Source organism: Flavobacterium xylosi (assembly GCF_042787345.1).
GTDB classification, from domain to species: Bacteria; Bacteroidota; Bacteroidia; order Flavobacteriales; family Flavobacteriaceae; genus Flavobacterium; species Flavobacterium xylosi.
The window spans coordinates 49,011-67,842 of record NZ_JBHZPZ010000015.1; the positions used below are offsets into that span (position 1 = coordinate 49,011).

The 18,832-nt window shown below is 34.9% G+C and carries 18 protein-coding genes and 2 tRNA genes; 8 read left to right on the forward strand and 12 right to left on the reverse strand.

Annotated elements, in window-relative coordinates; translation table 11 throughout:
- Positions 1-153: 153 nt before the first annotated feature.
- A complete protein-coding gene (era, locus tag ACFX5E_RS12590) occupies positions 154-1,035 on the reverse strand; it encodes a GTPase Era (RefSeq protein WP_379855500.1) in 882 nt (293 codons plus the stop codon).
- A gap of 117 nt (positions 1,036-1,152) precedes the next feature.
- On the opposite strand from era, the gene ACFX5E_RS12595 reads away from it, so the two are divergent.
- Together ACFX5E_RS12595 and ACFX5E_RS12600 are read left to right on the forward strand one after the other, a co-directional pair.
- Positions 1,153-1,225, forward strand: a tRNA-Met gene (locus ACFX5E_RS12595).
- A 32-nt stretch (positions 1,226-1,257) separates the two neighbouring features.
- Positions 1,258-1,330: transfer RNA gene (locus tag ACFX5E_RS12600), tRNA-Met, on the forward strand.
- 502 nt (positions 1,331-1,832) lie between these two features.
- Here the strand turns inward: ACFX5E_RS12600 and ACFX5E_RS12605 are convergent.
- The 3 genes from ACFX5E_RS12605 to ACFX5E_RS12615 form a co-directional block, all read right to left on the reverse strand.
- On the reverse strand, positions 1,833-2,780 hold the full coding sequence (locus ACFX5E_RS12605) for an ABC transporter ATP-binding protein (protein WP_379855547.1): 948 nt from the start codon (positions 2,778-2,780) through the stop codon (positions 1,833-1,835).
- 105 nt (positions 2,781-2,885) lie between these two features.
- On the reverse strand, positions 2,886-3,581 hold the full coding sequence (locus ACFX5E_RS12610; RefSeq protein WP_379855501.1) for a YiaD family glycine zipper/OmpA-like lipoprotein: 696 nt from the start codon (positions 3,579-3,581) through the stop codon (positions 2,886-2,888).
- An 18-nt stretch (positions 3,582-3,599) separates the two neighbouring features.
- Positions 3,600-4,073, reverse strand: a complete 474-nt coding sequence (locus ACFX5E_RS12615) for a lipocalin family protein (RefSeq protein ID WP_379855502.1) — start codon at positions 4,071-4,073, stop codon at positions 3,600-3,602.
- Between the two features lie 179 nt (positions 4,074-4,252).
- Here ACFX5E_RS12615 and htpG point away from each other — a divergent pair, with 179 nt between their 5' ends.
- Positions 4,253-6,154: a molecular chaperone HtpG gene (gene htpG, locus ACFX5E_RS12620; RefSeq protein WP_379855503.1), complete on the forward strand. Its 1,902-nt coding sequence runs from the start codon at positions 4,253-4,255 to the stop codon at positions 6,152-6,154.
- Between the two features lie 144 nt (positions 6,155-6,298).
- On the opposite strand, the gene ACFX5E_RS12625 is transcribed toward htpG, so the two are convergent.
- Genes ACFX5E_RS12625 through ACFX5E_RS12650 form a run of 6 tightly spaced genes read right to left on the reverse strand, consistent with a single transcriptional unit; the run spans position 6,299 to position 10,926 of the window.
- Positions 6,299-7,264 carry a sodium-dependent bicarbonate transport family permease gene (locus tag ACFX5E_RS12625; RefSeq protein ID WP_379855504.1) on the reverse strand — a complete coding sequence of 322 codons (966 nt, stop codon included), beginning with the start codon at positions 7,262-7,264 and terminating at the stop codon, positions 6,299-6,301.
- Positions 7,265-7,300: 36 nt separating this feature from the next.
- Positions 7,301-8,653: a dihydroorotase gene (locus ACFX5E_RS12630; protein WP_379855506.1), complete on the reverse strand. Its 1,353-nt coding sequence runs from the start codon at positions 8,651-8,653 to the stop codon at positions 7,301-7,303.
- 3 nt (positions 8,654-8,656) lie between these two features.
- The gene (locus tag ACFX5E_RS12635; RefSeq protein WP_379855507.1) at positions 8,657-9,616 is read right to left on the reverse strand and encodes an L-threonylcarbamoyladenylate synthase; all 960 of its coding nucleotides are present in this window, start codon (positions 9,614-9,616) and stop codon (positions 8,657-8,659) included.
- Between the two features lie 3 nt (positions 9,617-9,619).
- Entirely contained in the window at positions 9,620-10,456 is an 837-nt protein-coding gene (locus ACFX5E_RS12640; RefSeq protein WP_379855509.1) for a DUF6671 family protein, read from the reverse strand.
- Positions 10,449-10,751, reverse strand: coding sequence for a hypothetical protein (locus ACFX5E_RS12645; RefSeq protein ID WP_379855511.1), 303 nt, complete (start codon positions 10,749-10,751; stop codon positions 10,449-10,451). Before ACFX5E_RS12645 ends, ACFX5E_RS12640 begins: the two co-directional genes overlap by 8 nt.
- A 7-nt stretch (positions 10,752-10,758) precedes the next feature.
- Positions 10,759-10,926 carry a hypothetical protein gene (locus ACFX5E_RS12650; RefSeq protein WP_379855513.1) on the reverse strand — a complete coding sequence of 56 codons (168 nt, stop codon included), beginning with the start codon at positions 10,924-10,926 and terminating at the stop codon, positions 10,759-10,761.
- An 83-nt stretch (positions 10,927-11,009) separates the two neighbouring features.
- Between ACFX5E_RS12650 and ACFX5E_RS12655 the strand changes: the two genes are divergently transcribed.
- The gene (locus tag ACFX5E_RS12655) at positions 11,010-11,930 is read left to right on the forward strand and encodes a LysR family transcriptional regulator (RefSeq protein WP_379855515.1); all 921 of its coding nucleotides are present in this window, start codon (positions 11,010-11,012) and stop codon (positions 11,928-11,930) included.
- A gap of 92 nt (positions 11,931-12,022) precedes the next feature.
- Here the strand turns inward: ACFX5E_RS12655 and ACFX5E_RS12660 are convergent, their stop codons facing one another.
- Both ACFX5E_RS12660 and ACFX5E_RS12665 read right to left on the reverse strand, forming a co-directional pair.
- Positions 12,023-13,567, reverse strand: coding sequence for a DUF2254 family protein (locus ACFX5E_RS12660; protein WP_379855517.1), 1,545 nt, complete (start codon positions 13,565-13,567; stop codon positions 12,023-12,025).
- A 252-nt stretch (positions 13,568-13,819) separates the two neighbouring features.
- Complete coding sequence (locus ACFX5E_RS12665) at positions 13,820-15,925, reverse strand: TonB-dependent receptor domain-containing protein (protein WP_379855518.1); 2,106 nt, start codon at positions 15,923-15,925, stop codon at positions 13,820-13,822.
- A gap of 169 nt (positions 15,926-16,094) precedes the next feature.
- Here ACFX5E_RS12665 and ACFX5E_RS12670 point away from each other — a divergent pair, with 169 nt between their 5' ends.
- The 4 genes from ACFX5E_RS12670 to ACFX5E_RS12685 all read left to right on the forward strand — a co-directional run bounded on the left by ACFX5E_RS12670 (position 16,095) and on the right by ACFX5E_RS12685 (position 18,651).
- On the forward strand, positions 16,095-16,496 hold the full coding sequence (locus tag ACFX5E_RS12670; RefSeq protein WP_379855519.1) for a DUF2721 domain-containing protein: 402 nt from the start codon (positions 16,095-16,097) through the stop codon (positions 16,494-16,496).
- A gap of 68 nt (positions 16,497-16,564) precedes the next feature.
- Positions 16,565-17,461, forward strand: a complete 897-nt coding sequence (locus ACFX5E_RS12675) for an EamA family transporter (protein WP_379855520.1) — start codon at positions 16,565-16,567, stop codon at positions 17,459-17,461.
- Between the two features lie 223 nt (positions 17,462-17,684).
- A complete protein-coding gene (locus tag ACFX5E_RS12680; RefSeq protein WP_379855548.1) occupies positions 17,685-18,038 on the forward strand; it encodes a DoxX family protein in 354 nt (117 codons plus the stop codon).
- 4 nt (positions 18,039-18,042) lie between these two features.
- Entirely contained in the window at positions 18,043-18,651 is a 609-nt protein-coding gene (locus tag ACFX5E_RS12685) for an alpha-ketoglutarate-dependent dioxygenase AlkB family protein (RefSeq protein WP_379855521.1), read from the forward strand.
- Positions 18,652-18,832: the final 181 nt, after the last annotated feature.

Below are 18,832 nucleotides of genomic sequence, written 5' to 3' on the forward strand. Positions count from 1 at the left end.
TGCGTTTTTAGGAGCTTTCTTTGGTCGCTCTCAAAACACAAGAAAAAACAGCATTCTCACTCCGGGGTTTCCATTTCGATCTGGGCTAAAAAAAAATCAATATTAGAAATTGAATTCCAATATTGATTTTAAAAATTTTAATTTATTCAGGATTTACTGATTGTAACCAAAACGCTTTAACATATTAGCGTTGCTTCTCCAGTTTTTATTCACTTTTACATACAACTCAATATGAATCTGTTTTCCAAAGAATTTCTCTAGATCAGCACGGGACTCCATTCCTACTTTTTTCAAAGCAGCTCCTTTATGTCCAATAATGATTCCTTTTTGAGTTTCACGCTCCACCATAATCAAAGAACGAATTCTGATGATGTTTTCATCTTCAAAAAATTCTTCCGTCACGATTTCTACAGCGTACGGAATTTCTTTGCTGTAATTCAACAAGATTTTTTCACGGATAGTCTCGTTTACAAAGAAACGTTCCGGTTTATCGGTCAATTGGTCTTTTGGATAATATGCCGGTGATTCCGGTAACAATTCTATTATTCTTCCAAAAACTTCCGGCACATTAAAATTCTTCAAGGCTGATATTGGGAAAATTTCTGCATTAGGAACTTTCGCTGCCCAAAAAGCAACTTGCTCTTCTAACTGCTCTTGGTTTGAAGTATCAATTTTGTTCAATAAAAGCAGAACTGGTATTGTAGCGTGAATAATTTTATTAAAAAAAGCTTCATCTTTCAAATCCTGCTCTCCTATTTCGACCATATAAATCAAAATATCCGCATCTTCGAACGCCGATTTAACGAACTTCATCATCGATTCCTGCATTTCGTAGGCCGGTTTTATGATTCCGGGAGTATCAGATAAAATCATTTGAAAATCTTCTCCGTTAACAATTCCAAGAATTCTATGACGAGTTGTTTGTGCTTTAGATGTAATAATTGACAATCGTTCTCCAACAAATGCATTCATTAAGGTTGATTTCCCAACGTTTGGATTCCCTATGATATTTACAAAACCTGCTTTATGTGACATTTCTATTATAATTTATTTTGCAAAGGTAGTTATATCAAGTCAATAGATGAAATAAAACATTTTTAAAAATTTTTATTGGAAATACAGAAATTCGTTGTACATTTGCACCCGAAACAACGCGGGATAGAGCAGTAGGCAGCTCGTCGGGCTCATAACCCGAAGGTCACAGGTTCGAGTCCTGTTCCCGCTACTAAGAATTTTATTGAAATTACAAACGCACATCGCGGGATAGAGCAGTAGGCAGCTCGTCGGGCTCATAACCCGAAGGTCACAGGTTCGAGTCCTGTTCCCGCTACTAGAAAGCTTCAGAGAAATCTGGAGCTTTTTTTATTTTAAAACCTTTATTATAAATGATTTTTTATTCTAAAAATCCTCAAAAGAATTATTCAAACCCTCGCTTTTAGATTTTTTGGTAGTATGACCATTAAAAGTATAATTTTTACATTTCTGACACTTATAATAATGAAACCCCTTTTTCTCTACTACATAACTTGTAAGCAAACATCCGTATTTACATTTTAGAAAGCCTGTTAAGGGTCTAGAACCAAAAAAACGCTAGTATTGAAACTATCCTATTTTTTGTTTGACATACTTTCTAACGCCTATAACGAAAGCAATATCAATAAGTTAAGGATTTTACTAAGACTGCCGAGCTACTTGTGTGACAGAACGTACGGAATGCCATACGTTTCGTGACCCTATGTTTGACGCGTAGAAATTTTCTTTGACTATTTCGTGATTTTATTTTCAACAGAAGAAAGAGAAAAATCTGTCATCTAAAAACTGTTATCTGCTATTTATGCTAACATCAATGTGACTTCCTGATTGAATTCTAATTCCGAATCATGTTCAAAGAAAATAGCTCTTCTTTCAAATGCCGCTTTAATTAAATAATGACTTCCTTTAAAGTAGGACTGTTTCACAACCACTTTCATCCTTCCGTTATCTACCACTTTTAATTGGTGCGGATATAATAAAAGAAGTTCGTCCTGCTCCTCCTCAAGCTCTATTAATTGAGATAATTTCAACTCATTTACTTCTCCAAAAAGAGAAGCAGCATATTTATTCGCTGGATTTTCATACAAGGCTTTTGAATCTCCTTTCGCAATCACATTTCCATTTTGCATCACAATTGTTTCATCAGAAAAGGACAAAGCATCTGTGCTGTCATGAGTAGCAATAATACAGGTAACTCCCTTTTCTTTTAAATAACGGAATAAATTTCGGCGTAAAGAATTTTTTCTGAAAGTATCAATTTGGCTAAAAGGCTCGTCCAATAAAATTATTTCCGGTTCTACTGCTAAAACTCTTGCCAAAGCCACTCTTTGTTGCTGCCCGCCGCTAAGGAATTTTGCTTTTACTTTTGCAAACTCGGTCATTTCTACCATTTCTAATAGTTCTTGAACTCTGGCTTTTTTAGTATTGGCATTCGTATTCGACAAAAACTTACCTACGTTTTCTTCAACGGTTGTGTAAGGCATCAGGTCAAAATCCTGTGCTAAATATTTTATGTAATCCTCGCCCGGAATAAGATTGTACTTAGGTCCTAAAATTGGTTTCTCGTTATACAAAATGGCTCCCTGATCCAGATCGTACAAGCCGTAAATAAGTTTCAGCAGCGTACTTTTACCGCATCCGCTCTCGCCAATTACGGCTATATTTTGCCCTTTGGTGATTGTAAAACTAACATTCTTAATAACCGGATCTTCAATATAAGTAAAAGAAATGTTTTTAATTTCAAGCATCATTGTGATTTAAGAGCGCAAATTTACACTGTTTAATTTAAATAAAAAGCCAAAAAAAAAGCTGTTTCATTACGAAACAGCTTTTCTTTTTAGTATATTAGAACGTTAGTTTTTCACTTCCGCTTTTGCTTCTTGTATCATTTTTTCATTTGCAGTAATAGCAAATTCAACACGACGGTTTTGACTTCTACCATCAACCGTTTCATTTGATGCAATTGGGTCAGCAATTCCTAAACCAGTTGTTTGAAATCTAGCTGAAGAAACTCCTTTACTAGCTAAATAGCTTCTAACTGATGCCGCTCTCGCTGCAGAAAGTTTCAAATTATAAGCAGCAGTACCCGTATTATCAGTGTATCCGTAAATAATGATATCAGTATCAGGATATTCTTTAAAAACCGGAACTAATTTATCTAAATTAGCTTTTGCAGTAGTAGTTAAAGTAGATTTGTTTGTATCAAAACGCACTGCATTTTCATTCAAAACTAATTTAATACCTTCTCCTACACGAACCACTTCAGCTCCAGGAAGCGCAGCATCGATTTCTCTTGCTTGTTTGTCCATTTTATTACCAATAACACTACCGGCAACTCCACCAACAACTCCACCTAATACAGCCCCAAGTGCTCCTTTTCCACCTTTTCCAAGGTTGTTCCCTAAAATTCCTCCTATTACGGCACCACCAACAGCTCCTATTCCAGCACCTTTTTGTGCATTATTCGTGTTTTTTAATGCTTCACAACTTGTAAACATTGAACCCATAATCATTAGTGTTGCTAATGCAACTATTGAAATCTTTTTCATATCTGTCTTTTTAATTAATTAGTTTTTTTGAAATTGGTAAACTACATCAGTCATTTTACCAGCTACATCAATTTTATCAACTAATTGAAATGATGTTGGTGTTTGGTTTGCTAACATAAGAATGTATCCCTCTTTAACTTTTTTGGCTTTTATACCTGCATTAAGTACTTTCAATACAAATTGTTTATCTTTATTTACAAACCATGTAATTGGTGAACTAAATGAAGTACAACCCGCTTTTGCCAAAGCCATGCTTCCTTTATTATTGTTTGAAACAAATTTCCAGGTACTTCCTACAAAACAATCGGAATCAGCAATTTGAAATGAATTCACTTTTACATATTGAGAACCAGGATAAGTTACAGAACTGATTACCCAATTTCCTTTCATAGCAATTTGTGCTTTCGAATCTATATTTGTACTTGTTGCTGATGTTGACTTACAGGCAAACATCAAAACAGACAATGCACATAATAAAATAATTTTTTTCATCTTTTAAATATTTGATATTAATATTAACACAAAGATACAAAGTATGTAAAGGAAAATAGTTTCATAATAAAATCATTTTATTTCATAATTAACAGTTCCGCCAATTTGTCACTTCATTTGCAATTGGTACTCTATTTGAAAGAATATTTCAATCAAATTAAACTTAAATATTTACAAATATGACAACAGGTAAAATTAATGTTTCGGTAGAAAACATCTTTCCCTTAATCAAGAAATTCTTATACAGCGATCACGAAATTTTCTTACGTGAATTGATTTCAAACGGAACAGATGCCACTCTAAAACTGAAGCATCTTACAAGTATTGGTGAAGCCAAAGTGGAATATGGCAATCCTATTATCGACATCAAAATTGATAAGGAAGGCAAGAAATTGCATATCATTGACCAAGGTTTAGGAATGACGGCGGATGAAGTAGAGAAATACATCAACCAGGTTGCTTTTTCAGGTGCTGAAGAGTTTTTGGATAAATACAAAGACTCCGCTAAAGATTCTGGAATTATAGGTCATTTTGGTCTTGGTTTTTATTCTGCATTTATGGTTGCTGAAAAAGTGGAAATTATAACTAAATCTTTTAGAGACGAACCTGCAGCTCACTGGACTTGCGACGGAAGTCCTGAGTTCACATTAGAGAATGCTGACAAAACAACACGCGGAACAGAAATTATCTTGCATATCGCTGAAGATTCTTTGGAATTCTTAGAAGACTCTAAAATCAATCAGCTGCTTAATAAGTACAATAAGTTCATGCCTATTCCAATTAAATTTGGAACAAAAACGGAGAAAATTGAACAAAAAAAGGGTGAAGAAGTTGCCACAGAAGATAAAGACAAAACTTTTACGGAAGTTGAAGTAGACAACATCATCAACAACCCAAATCCAGCTTGGACCAAACAACCAACGGAATTATCAGCGGAAGATTACAAGAATTTCTACCATGAATTGTACCCAATGCAATTTGAAGAGCCGTTATTCCACATTCATTTAAATGTAGATTACCCGTTCAACTTAACCGGTATTTTGTATTTTCCAAAATTAGGTTCTGATTTACAAATTCAGAAAGACAAAATCCAATTGTACCAAAATCAAGTGTACGTAACGGATAATGTAGAAGGAATTGTTCCTGAATTTTTAATGATGCTAAAAGGTGTCGTAGATTCACCGGACATTCCATTGAACGTATCGCGTTCTGGATTACAAGCCGATGCTGCAGTGAAGAAAATTTCCAATTATATCACTCGTAAAGTAGCGGATAAATTAAAATCCTTGTTCACTGAAAACCGAGAAGATTTCGAGAAAAAATGGAACGATATCAAAATCGTTTTAGAATACGGAATGCTTTCTGAAGATAAATTCTACGAAAAAGCAGGGGCGTTTGTTTTGTATCCAACCGTTGACGGCAAATATTATACACTTGAAGAATTAAAAGAAAATCTTGCTGCGAACCAAACGGACAAAGACGGAAAATTAGTGGTTTTATATGCCGGAAATAATGATGCACAGCATTCTTATATCGAAATTGCGAAAGACAAAGGATATGAAGTTTTGTTACTGGATTCTCCAATTATCTCGCATTTAATTCAAAAAATTGAAGGCGATAATAGCAACATGACTTTTGTACGTGTCGATTCAGATCATATTGATAATTTAATCAAGAAAGAGGAAACGACTATTTCTAAATTATCTGAGGAAGAACAAACCAACTTGAAAACCGTTTTGGAAGCTATCGTTCCTAAGCAAACCTATTCGGTTCAACTGGAAGCTTTAGACAGCAATGCTTCGCCATTTATTATTACGCAACCCGAATTTATGCGTAGAATGAAAGAAATGAGTCAGTCTGGTGGTGGCGGAATGTTCGGAATGGGAAATATGCCGGAAATGTACAATTTGGTGGTAAACACCAATTCTGAATTGGCGACAAGCATTCTAAACAACAAAGACAAATCGGCTCAGGAAAGTTTGGTAAAACAAGCACTTGACTTAGCTAAATTATCGCAAAACTTATTAAAAGGAGAAGCGTTGACTGCTTTCGTGAAAAGAAGTTTTGAAATGATTAAATAAGATTTAATACATTATAAATTAAACCTGCAAGCCAAAACTTGCAGGTTTTTTTGCTTCAAAAACTTAACATTTATACTAATTCTTGTTATTAACTATAGTTTCTGAAACAATTAATATGTACACCACATTGGACAAAGCGACTGTCTAAAGGTGGCACAATACAATTGAAAAATAAATGGGCATTCCAAAAGTAATATTGAAAGGAAAAGTTACCGCCAAAGCCATGGGTAAAAAAATACCGGGATTCGCCTTTGGCACTGCAATTTTCATAGCTGCCGGAACCGCTATATAAGAAGCACTCGCCGCCAAGACTGCAAAAATAAAGCGATTCCCAATATCTTCGGTAACGAATTGACTTAAAAAAGCGACGATACATCCATTGATGAGCGGAAAAACAATCGCAAAAAAGATGCTGAACCAGCCACTTTTGAAAAAATCATTTAATTTTCGGCCACTTACAATTCCCATATCCAATAAAAATAGAGCTAAAAACCCTTTGAAAATATCCGTTGTAAAAGGCTTTATTCCTAATGCCTGTTGCTCGCTGGCTAAAAATCCAATAACTAAACTTCCTAGAATCAGCAGCACGCTGCCATTGGTAAAAGAATGCCTTATAATAGTGCTCATCTTGGTTTTCTGGACTTCTTCCTTACTAAATAAGCGGATTAAAATTACCCCTATAATAATTGCTGGAGCTTCCATCAGCGCCATGACAGCAACCATGTGACCGCTAAAACTATACTTTTGAATTTCTAAAAAAGAAATAGCCGTTACAAAAGTTACCGCACTCACTGACCCATAAGCCGCAGCTATAGCACCAGAATTCTCAATACTAAACCTCTGCTTTAAAATAAAAAAAGTATACAACGGAATCAATACCGCAATTAATACTCCAAAAACAATGGACCAAAGAATGTCTATAGTAAAATGACTGTGAGCCAATTCCTGTCCGCCTTTGAAACCAATTGAAAAAAGAAGGTAAAGCGATATAAATTTAGAGGTATTCTCTGGAATTTCTAAGTCGCTTTTCACATAAACGGCTACAATTCCCAAAACAAAAAACAACAAGGCTGGATTCGTTAAATTTTCGAACAACAAACTGAAATTCATATTTGATTCTATTTAAAAATTATTTTTGTATTTAGATTATCGAATCTTTTCAAACCGCAATCTTTTCCCCTTTATATCGGTCTTAACATTTCCTTTTTCATATACTAAATTTCCATTTACAAAAGTAGAATTGATACTGCTTTTAAAAACCTGCCCTAAAAAAGGTGACCATTTGCATTTATATAAAAGAGAATTCGTCGTTACTTCCTGTTCTTTATTTAAATCAACTAAAACTAAATCAGCAAAATAGCCCTCCCGAATATAGCCCCGCTCTTTGATTCGGTATATTTCGGCTACATTATGGCTCATTTTTTCCACTACTTTCTCCAAAGGAATTTCACCACGATGAAATAATTCTAAAATTGCCAAAAGGGCATGTTGTACCAAAGGTCCGCCTGAATGTGCCTGAAAATAATTTCCTTCTTTTTCCGCAATAGTATGAGGAGCGTGATCCGTAGCAATAATATCGATAGAATTGTTTAGTAGTGATCGCATTAAGCCTTTTCGATCCTGATCCGTTTTAATAGAGGGATTCCATTTAATTTTGGAACCCAATCTTTCATAATCTGCATCCGAAAACCAAAGATGATGCACACAGGCTTCCGCTGTGATTCGTTTTTCTCTTATCGGCGTATTATTTTCGAATAATTTAGCTTCCGCCAAAGTTGAAATATGAAAGAGATGCAAGCGTGTATGGTGTTTTTCAGCAATAGACAGTACTCTTGCGGTAGCTTTCAGGCAAGCTTGTTCATCCCGGATCAGGGAATGATAAAAAAAAGGAATATCCTCCCCGTATTGAAGCTTGAACTTCTGGGTATTCGCTTTTATAATCGCATCGTCTTCACTGTGCAGGGCGATAAGTGTATCCGTTCTTGAAAAAAGTTGCTCTAAAAAGTCTGGATAATTAGCCAAGATACCTTCATCATTATTAAAATAAAGACCATCATCCGTTATACCACATACATTTTCAGTATCTGTTTTTAAAGCTTCCTCTAAATTGTTCTTAGAAATCCCCATAAAAAAAGAATAATTGGCTATTGATTTCGCGGCGCCCATCTGGTACTTTTCTTCTAATAATTCCTGAGTAAGCGTATTAGGAATCGTATTTGGCATATCCATAAAGGAGGTGATTCCGCCAGCCACAGCAGCGATAGATTCCGTGAAAATGGTGCCTTTATGGGTAAGTCCGGGGTCTCTAAAATGAACTTGATCGTCAATTACTCCCGGAAGGAGATAAAGTCCTGTTGCATCAATTTCAATATATTTTTTTGCGGGGTTTAACACAATCGAAGATGCTACCTTTTCAATTCTTTCCCCTGATATCAGCACCTCCAAATTGAGTATTTGTCCCTCATTGACCACTTTTGCATTTCTAATAATAGTATCCATATCTTATTTTTTTGTGGCCCTCTTTAAACGGTCATTTATCGTTCTGCCCAAGCCAACATCCGGAAATCGTTCCGCTATAATGCAGTCAAGATCGCATTTATCCAATCGATGCAAAGCAGCATACAATTGCGAAGCAGCTTCTGCTAAATTGCCTGTGGAAGATAAAATTTCCTGTACTGCAATTTTAGGATCATCAATCCCTTTTTGAAATACTAAAACTCCAATTCTTTGATTCGGAAACGTTTTAAGCTTCTCTTTGACATCAGGTGTCAGAAAAGTAGTGGTCAACGGTGCATAATGCCTGGAAAGCATCCCGGGTGCCACTGGAGCAAGATCATCATAAGTACTCATTTTTACAGTACCCACAATTGCTTCAATGTGCTCTATAGCCAAAGAGCCCAAACGATACAAAACGGGATCCCCATTTTCAAATCCTATGATCGTTGATTCTATTCCCCTTTGGCAAACTCCTCCGTCCAAAACCATTGGTAACAAATCTTTAAAATAACCGGCCACATGTGTTGCCGTAGTGGGACTAATACAGCCAAAAGGATTAGCACTTGGAGCTGCTAATGGATAGGCTAACTGTTCCAAAAGCGATAAAGTCAACGGGTGATTCGGCACCCTGACAGCCACGGTATCTTTACCACCAGTGACTAAATCCGGTATGGCAGTTTGTTTTTTTAATACTAAAGTTAGAGGCCCCGGCCAAAAAGCAGCAGCAAGCAGCAATGCTTTTTGAGGAATTTCTCTTGCAATTGTAGACAAGTCCTCAGCCGACTTTATGTGAACAATTAAAGGATTAAAAAATGGTCTTTTTTTCATCGCAAAAATACTTTCGATGGCTTTTGGACTAAAGATATTCCCTGCTAAGCCATAAACCGTTTCGGTAGGAATACCTATGATTTGATCCTGATTTAAAAGAGATACGGCGTTTTGAATCGAATTACTTATTAAACTCATATGTTAAGGGTTACAGGAATCACAAAATCCTGGTTCTTCGGTTGTTTTTTGATGCGGATACATTTTTTCGGAACTAAAAGTGCACTTCTTGCAGCTGTAAATAAAACTCAATGTAGAACGAGTGGGCGCTGAACACCAGGAACAAGGCAAGCCCTGTTTCACATCTGTCACACAAAAACCAGGCGTTTTACAGCTTGGACATTCGCTTTTTATCGTGTCTAATAATTTTTGTACAGCAATTTTTATCACACCCATTCGTGTGGGATTATACATCGCACGCATATCCGTTTCTGCATAGACACTTCCATAAACACGCATTAAAAGCTGGAACGAATCCTCCAAATGACTGTTTGTGGTAATTCCTTTAACTATTGCTGTGAGGTCATCTGGCTTGGTTCTCAAAATGATGGCATGAGACGGAAATTGTACTTTCTCAGTAAAATCTAGGAGCATTTGTGTATTGAGGATGTTTTCTCCATAAAAATTAGTGTCCAAACTCAGTTCACGGACAACTATCTCCAAATCGTTTTTTTTATCTATAAAAATTAAAAACTCGTCGTCGGCCTGAGCAAAGAAAACAGAAGGATGCGAACCAAAAGAACCTTCGCTGGCAATGCCCAGATCGCAATCAAATTCCTGCATGGCTGCTAAACATTTTGCCCTTACGGTTTCCACTGCCGTATTTTTTCGCTCTACCTCCCCGGAAAAGGTTCCAAAAATATCCGAGTCATAGTTTTCAGGCACAAAGCACAGTACTCCCAATCCTTTCTCTAGAGTCGGAGCGATCACTTGTTCCTTGTGATGCTTCGTTGCAATGAGTAATCGTCTGCCTTCAAACATCCATTTCTGTTTTGATTTTAGGAGTCAGTACAATTTGAATCACACTGCCAATTTTTAGTTCCATATCCGTTGACGACGCTTCTTTGATGAGCTCCTTGATGTATTCAGAGGCTTCTAAAAGAGTCTTAATCCTTATTTTTGAATGCGGAATCTCTTCATCAAAACGGATCTGATTGCTAAATATTTCTAAATTATGATAGTTAATCTTACTGTTTATCAAAGAAAACAGTACTTTGCCTGCTTCTGAAGGAGCAAACTGACCTTCAACCAGCTTAAATTGATATTCTTTTTTCATAGCACTTTTATAATTTTTTTTGAGTTTTGTTTAGTGCGTACGCACTGAAAAATATTCCTACACCTAAAAACAAAGTGAAAAAGATGTTTTTAGGTTCAAGAAGAGTCAATAGTATTCCAAAAATTAGCCAAGTCGCTCCAACTAGTAAACTAATTTCTTTATTCATATTTTTCATAACTATTGCTTTTTTTACAAAGGTAAAACGGGCTATCTATAAATTTTTATTTATATTTGTAATACCAAGCATAAAAATTATTTATGAACTACACCCTACACCAACTACACGTCTTTTTAAAAATTACCCAAAATAAAAGCATCACTAAAGCCGCGATGGAACTACATCTTACTCAACCTGCGGTGTCCATTCAATTAAAGAATTTTCAAGATCAATTTGATGTTCCACTAACTGAAGTAATCGGGAGGAAACTGTATGTGACTGATTTTGGCGAAGAAATCGCGATAGCCGCCGAGAAAATTCTAAATGAGGTGCATGCCATTAATTATAAAACAATGGCCTTCAAAGGACAATTAACCGGCCGATTAAAAATTTCCGTAGTTTCCACAGGCAAATATGTAATCCCCTATTTTTTATCTGATTTTCTGAAACAAAATCAAGGTGTCGAATTAATTCTGGATGTGACCAATAAAACTAAAGTATTGAAAAACTTAGAAAAAAATGAAGTGGATTTTTCTTTAGTTTCAGTTCTACCGGAAACCCTGCAAATTGAAAAAGTAGAGCTTATGCCCAATTCCCTTTTCCTTATTGCTAATAGTGATCAAAAAATAGAAAAAGGAATCCAAGATAAAAAAATCATAGAAACCTTACCAATCATCTATCGCGAGCAAGGGTCAGGAACAAGATATGTGATGGAAAAATTTATAGAAAACAATCAATTAACGGTTCCAAAAAAAATGGTACTTACCGGAAATGAAGCGGTAAAACAAGCGGTTCTTGCTGGACTTGGATGTTCTATCATGCCATTAATAGGTATAAAAAACGAACTCAATAATGGAGACTTACAGATCATTCCTGTAAAGGGCTTACCAATTCAGTCCAATTGGAATTTAATCTGGCTAAAAGGCAAGAAATTTTCGCCTGTAGCCAGCGCATATTTAAAATTCATTCAAGAAGAAAAAATAAGAATTATCCAGCAAAAATTTAACTGGATTAAACAATAATGCGGTAAAATTTTTGAGCAAAAAAAAGTAGGTTTGAATGAGTACAACAAATAAAAATTGCTAATTAGATTTTAAGACATTGCAGGGTTTTTTTATGTTAATTCATTTTCATATATAAATTCATCAAAAATAGTGTACGCTTTAAGGTATTTGATCGCCTCAATTTCAGCGTTTGTAATTTCTAAATTATCCGAATAATGATTCGTCTCATAATGATCGAGTACTCCTTTTAGCTCCAGCGTTTTAATTTGAAGTTTCGCTTTTTGTCTAAATCGGGACAATTCCATCTCTAGAGTAATTAATTTTTCCTTTGATATTTTTAGTTTCCCATTTTTGTAATTTGACAAATTATAAATTTCAAGCAAATTCATCTCTTCAACTTGTTGGATTAAAATTTTTAAATTAAAAGGATTTTCAACTAATGGTAAAATAACCCTAATCGATCTAATAATTCTTTTCACAACAGTCGGATCTTCTTTTCCCCACTGAAAAATCTGTTCATAGCAAAAGTCAATAAATTCTTCAAAATTAAACTCATTTACTTGTATTTTTTTAGAACATAAAGTCCTAGAATCTGTGGAAGGAAATTCTCTTATTGCCAGTTCTTTTGCTATTTCTCCAATCTGGTCGATACAGTTCAAACAGGTCGTGGGATCATTCACCGCAGGAGAAATGGCTTTTATGGCAATATCTACCAGTTTTCTGACACCAAAATTCACATCTTGAGTATGACTTCTAAACAACCTAACTCTAAAAGTAGTGCTTACAATTGCTCCTATTTCTTTCTTCAAACGAATTGTCTGATTCCTTTGGAGTTCTTCGCTAAAGACTAATACCATAAGCGTAGTGGTGTTTTTCATAATAAATTCTCCTACAATTGGTTTTTGATAGGCGTTTTCAAAAAATACGCCCAAATCAGAACTACTGATATATTCTGTTATTTTTTCCAGTTTTCTATAATTCACGCTGTCCAAATATCCTGTTTCAAATGGGCTTACGATTTTTATTTGAAATTTATCCGGGTTAATTTTAGAGCGTTTGTAAAGCAGATTTTTTCCAACACTCCAATTTTCCTGATACAAATCACTGATCTCTTCAACCATTTCCGCTTTAATTCCATTTGTGATACTGGAAACATTCATGTTTATACTTAAATAGCTAATCATATTAGGATAAGACCATACTAAGCAATAAAAAGCAAGAAGAGAGCCCGTCAAAAGTGTTAAAAGAAAAGAAGTTGGGTAAAAAACGGAAGCCAACTGAGGCAAAATACACAACGAAATTGTACCCACAAATAATCCAATAAATCGTTGCATTCTAATATTATTTGATAAAAAATGTCTCAAAATTCGGGGAGAAAACTGAGAAGATGCCAACTGCATTACAACAAACACTACAGAAAAAGTAGTTAATGAAATTCCAATAAGAATAGAAATTAAAATAGTTGAAACCGGAATCAGCCGATTATAAATTTCCATTTCATTGATTTTGAATCGCATTCCAAAATCAACATAATAGTCAATCGTCAATAAAGCAGAACCAATAATAAACGCATAAATACCACTGGTAAATGTGCCCATATGTTTGATCTGATGTTCCAATATATTCTTGACCCGCTGTCTTAATTTTTGTATCATAATTTAAATTTCAATAGGTAAATTTAGCCTAAATATGTTCTTAACCGAACTATTTGGCTTGCTTTATACGTCAAATAGAAAAATAGCCAATACAGTAAACTTAGCAAAAACATATCAGAACTTATAAAAAAGCAAAGTATTAACGGTTTTAGTAAAACTAAGTTTTGATACAATTTCAAACCATAAAAAAACTGCAAGCGTAAACTTGCAGGTTCTTGTGTTTAAAATTGTCCTGAAATGAAAGCAATATCGTTACTGATTTAAGATATTTCCTTCTTCTTTTTTCTCTTTATTTAATAAATTAGGATCTTCTTTTGCTAATTTGTTTTTGGTTGGAATTTTGTAATTTACACTAAACCCAAAACGGCGCGTATCATTTTTATTCGCTAATAACAAAGGCGTACCAACAGAGCTGAACACAAATCGGTTCGAATTTAGGATATCGTCAGCACTTATGGAAACCGACAATTGATCCTTGAAAAACTTTTTAGAAAACGTTAAATCAAGCGTATTATTAAAAGGCTTCTCGGCAATGAAATAAAAATAATTTCCCTTAGACATGATGTAATTAAAGTTGGCAACAAACTTGATGTCTTTTGGTAACAGAATTTGAGACATCAAATTAAACATCCAGAAACCATTGGTCTTAATTTCGGGAATTTGATGAAACTGATACGCCGTATACACATATAAAAAGTTCATTTTATCCGGATTAATATTCATTTTTAAGGTTTCTTTAAGTCCTTCTGTAAACAACATATACGGAATTGGCATTCCCACATTAAAGTTATGAATTTTTATTTGAGGGACATTTACATTTGTATTTACAACAACATTGTCTGTTAGCAACACTCTGTTGATTACCTGATTTTGAGCAGAACTGACATTGTATCCGATAAAAGCATAATCAAAAGCACTCAATTTTGCTTCGTAATTATCAAAAATAGTAGGTTGCAAATTCGGGTTTCCGGAATAATCAATATTTGGATTCTGATAATTGGTGTTGTTTGGATTTAAAGCAGAAGTGCTTGGCAGACTTATTTTCTTGTTGTAATTCACATTAAAATAAACAGAAGTATTGAAATTATATTGGGCACTTGCATTTGGAAAAAAACGGAACTGCTTAAACGGAATTAAATCAGCGGTGTTGGTTTTTCCAGAAATATTGTAATCCTCGGCTCTACCGCCCACAATAAAATTGAACTTATCAAATTTAGATTGTAGCTCTCCGTAAGCTGCTGCTGTTTTCCGTTGATAATCCAGATTGACAATTTCCATGTTTTGGGTTTCAAAAAGAAGCGCTTCATACAAACCACCAAAGCTTATTTTCCCTTCATCAGAAAATGCAATAGGTTGCGAATAATCAAATTTAGCATTGTACACTTGTTGCGTCGAAGCATTATCTAATATAGCAACATTATTAGTTCTGGAATTCAGTGTGAAATCGTTTTTATTGCTGTTGTAATTGAATTTGAAGTCTAATTTTTTTGATTTGTCCTCAAACTTTTTTTGGAAAGTAACGACGAAATCCTGACGTAAAGCATCCGTAAAGGAATCATCATTGGTACTAAAACTGGGACCATTTCCTAATGTATTGCTATTATTGTTGCTGTAGTTTACATCGTAATTAAATAACAGTCGGTCGTTGCCAATATCAAACGTCAGTGCAGATTTTGCAAAATTAGTACGTCCGAAGCGATCCGCCTCAGTAGTCGAAAGTATCGAAGTCGTATTATTCTCGTTTTTTGTCAGTGAAGTCCACACCGCAGATTCTCTATAATTTTGTCCGACATTCAATTGCCATCCAAAATATTTATTCTTTGCGCTCAACAACAAACTATTATTGATTCTCCATCGAAAATGGTCGTAACTCGTAAAATTAGTGCTATTGGTATACGTGGCGCTTAAATAATTTTTAGCATTTTTATTTGTGATGATATTCATAATCGCACCACCGGAAGTAGCAGGAAATTCGGCCCCTGGTTGTGTGATGATTTCAATTTTTTCAATGGCATTCGCAGGCATTCCTTCCAGAAAAGAATTTAATTCATTTGAGGTAATATTAAGCGGTCTTGCGTCCATAAAAACATCTAGCTGTTTGCCTTGATACATCATCCCGGCAACATCTGAAGCGATAAGTCCCGGCAGTTTTTTAATCCCTTCTAAAACGGATCCGGAATTCAAACTGGGCTGACCGGAGAAATCAAATATGGTTCTATCCGCTTTTTGTTCAATTGCTTTTTTAGTTTTTACAATCGCAACTTCATTCAATTCTACTGCTTTTTTGGGTTCTTCCTGAGCCGAGAGTGTGAATATCGCTCCTAAAAAAAACATACTCAATAAATGATTCTTTTTCATCGTTTCTATTTGTGTTACTCCTTTAGTAGGACTAAGGTTCTAAACGTTACCAAAAAACGAACTGATTTCAGAAAATTGTTTTATTTCACGTGACTAAAAGACCATTTTCAACACAGAATAACGAACTTTGCAACTCGTTTTAAACTGCAATTCCAAAACTAAATCCAAAATGACTTTACATATAGAAACTCCTGCCTTACTTTTTGGCGCAACTTCGCTGATTTTATTGGCGTATACTAATCGGTTTTTGACTATTGCCACAATCGTAAGAGGATTAAAAAAAACCTATAAGGAAAAACAAAACAATATGATTTTATTGGAAATAAAAAACCTCAACTTGCGCTTAACACTTATTCGTTACATGCAGATGGCAGGTGTTCTGAGTTTATTTTTATCCGTTTTTGCCATGATGATGTTATTTTTAGAACAGCAGGTATCCAGTATTTATCTCTTCGGATTGAGTTTGTTTTCACTGCTCATATCTTTAGGTTTGTCGTTTTGGGAAATCAATATCTCAGTCGATGCATTACGACTGCATTTGAGTGATTTGCTGGAGAAAGAAGTGAAATAAAATCCTTGCGTTTAAAACCCAAATCTTAAATCTTAAAACCTATCTTTGCCCGCTTTAAAATTAAAAAAATGACAAAGAATAACGTATTAAAAGGAGTTTTCTTAGTAGGACTGGGTGCAACAAGTTATGGGATGCTGGCCACTTTTGTAAAGATGGCTTATGGCGAAGGATTTACAACACCCGAAGTAACAACCGCGCAATTTGTATATGGATTACTTGGCCTATCGCTTATTAATGTCTTTCAAAAATTGAAAAAAGGAAATGAAGTAGTAAAAGCATCCAAGAAAAACATTGGTCAGTTAATGCTGGCTGGAACTTCCTTAGGAATGACGAGTATTTTTTATTATTTGGCCGTAAAATACATTCCCGTTTCCATTGCGATCGTTTTATTGATGCAAACCGTTTGGATGGGTGTTTTATTCGAAATGATTTTAGAAAAGAAAAGACCTTCAAATCAAAAAATCATATCGGTTATTATCGTATTAGTTGGAACAGCACTTGCCGCAAATCTTATTCAAAGTAAAATAGAATTAGACTGGCACGGTATCGTTTTAGGGCTTTTGGCAGCGGCGTCCTTTACCACCACAATGTTTACCGCGAATCGCGTAGCAACTCACGTTTCTTCAGCGCAACGCAGTTTGTATATGCTTTTGGGTGGAGCCGTAATTATATTTGGATTTGCGATTGCAACACAAACGACCACTTTCAATTTTGAGATTTTCATGAAATGGGGAATCGTATTGGCACTTTTCGGAACTGTTATTCCGCCTTTATTGTTTAATGCCGGTTTTCCATTAACCGGAATTGGATTAGGAAGTATTGTTTCTGCACTGGAACTTCCTGTTTCTGTAATGATGGCTTATTTCCTTCTGAACGAAAATGTCAATGCAGTTCAATGGTTTGGAATTGTCTTAATTATTGTAGCGATTATAATTATGAACCTGAATTTTAAGAAAACTAATTAATTTTATCTAAAAAAATTTGCGCCCGATTGATTAAAATTTTAATGACTATCCATGACGTGTACCAAAATAATAAAATTAGCCACAGATTAAAAAGATTTTCACAGATGAATTTAACACTAAATATAAAATCTGTGTAATTCAGTGAAATCAGTGGCAAAAAAAGACTTGGTACGAATTAAGAACATTCATTAAAAATTTTATAAATTCGTAATAAAACTATATGATGAATCTACCCTGGCATTTATATGCAATGGCATTTATTTACTTTATTGCAGGATTAAACCATTTTAGAAATCCAAGACTGTATCTTAAAATCATTCCTTCTTATTTTCCAAATCCAAAATTATTGAATTCCCTAAGTGGATTGGCTGAAATAATTTTAGGTATTGCACTTTGCATTCCGTTGCTTTCCAATTATGCTGCATGGGGTATTATTGCCTTATTAATAGCAGTTTTCCCAACGCATCTCTATATGTATTTCAACGAGAGAGCGAGAATGGGTATGCCAAAATGGGCTTTACTTTTACGAATCCCATTACAATTGGGGTTGATTTACTGGGCCTATCTTTATACCTAAAAAATTGAAATCACTGTTCAACGACATTCCTGACCCCATTTTCCTTACTTTGCCTGACGCAGAAGTCATTTATTATCCTCATTTTTTTAACAAAGAAGAAGCCGACTCGATTTATGCGGAGTTGATCAATGAAATTCCTTGGCAACAGGACGAAATACGCATTTTCGGTAAAACTCATCCACAACCCCGACTGACAGCCTTATTTGGCAATGAAGGAAAACCGTACTCCTATTCCAATATAAAAATGCAACCGCACCCTTGGAATTTGCTCTTGCAAAAAATAAAAGAAAAGGTAGAACGTTTCTCCAATACCAATTTCACCACCGTTTTACTCAATCAATATCGCGACGGAAAAGACAGCAACGGCTGGCATGCGGATAACGAAAAAGAATTAGGAACAAACCCGATAATTGCCTCACTGAGTTTTGGTGCCGAACGTACTTTCCAGTTGAAACATAATTCCGATAAAGACCAAAAAAAAAGTATCCTACTAGAACACGGGAGTTTATTGTTGATGAAAGGAACGACACAGCATTTCTGGAAACATCAAATCCCTAAAACGGCTAAACCAATAGCTCCCAGAATAAACTTGACATTTCGCATAATCAAATAAATTTTCTTTCACTAAAAATAGTATCACTGTACGTTACAAAAGCAAAAAAAACATTTCAATATCTTTAGAAAATTAAAACTTATAAAAAAACTTGTAAACCCCTGTAAATACTGAATCTAACAAAGAAAACATTATAATTTTTAAACAGTGAGGGTAAGAGTTTAAGAGGGTAAGAGACGCT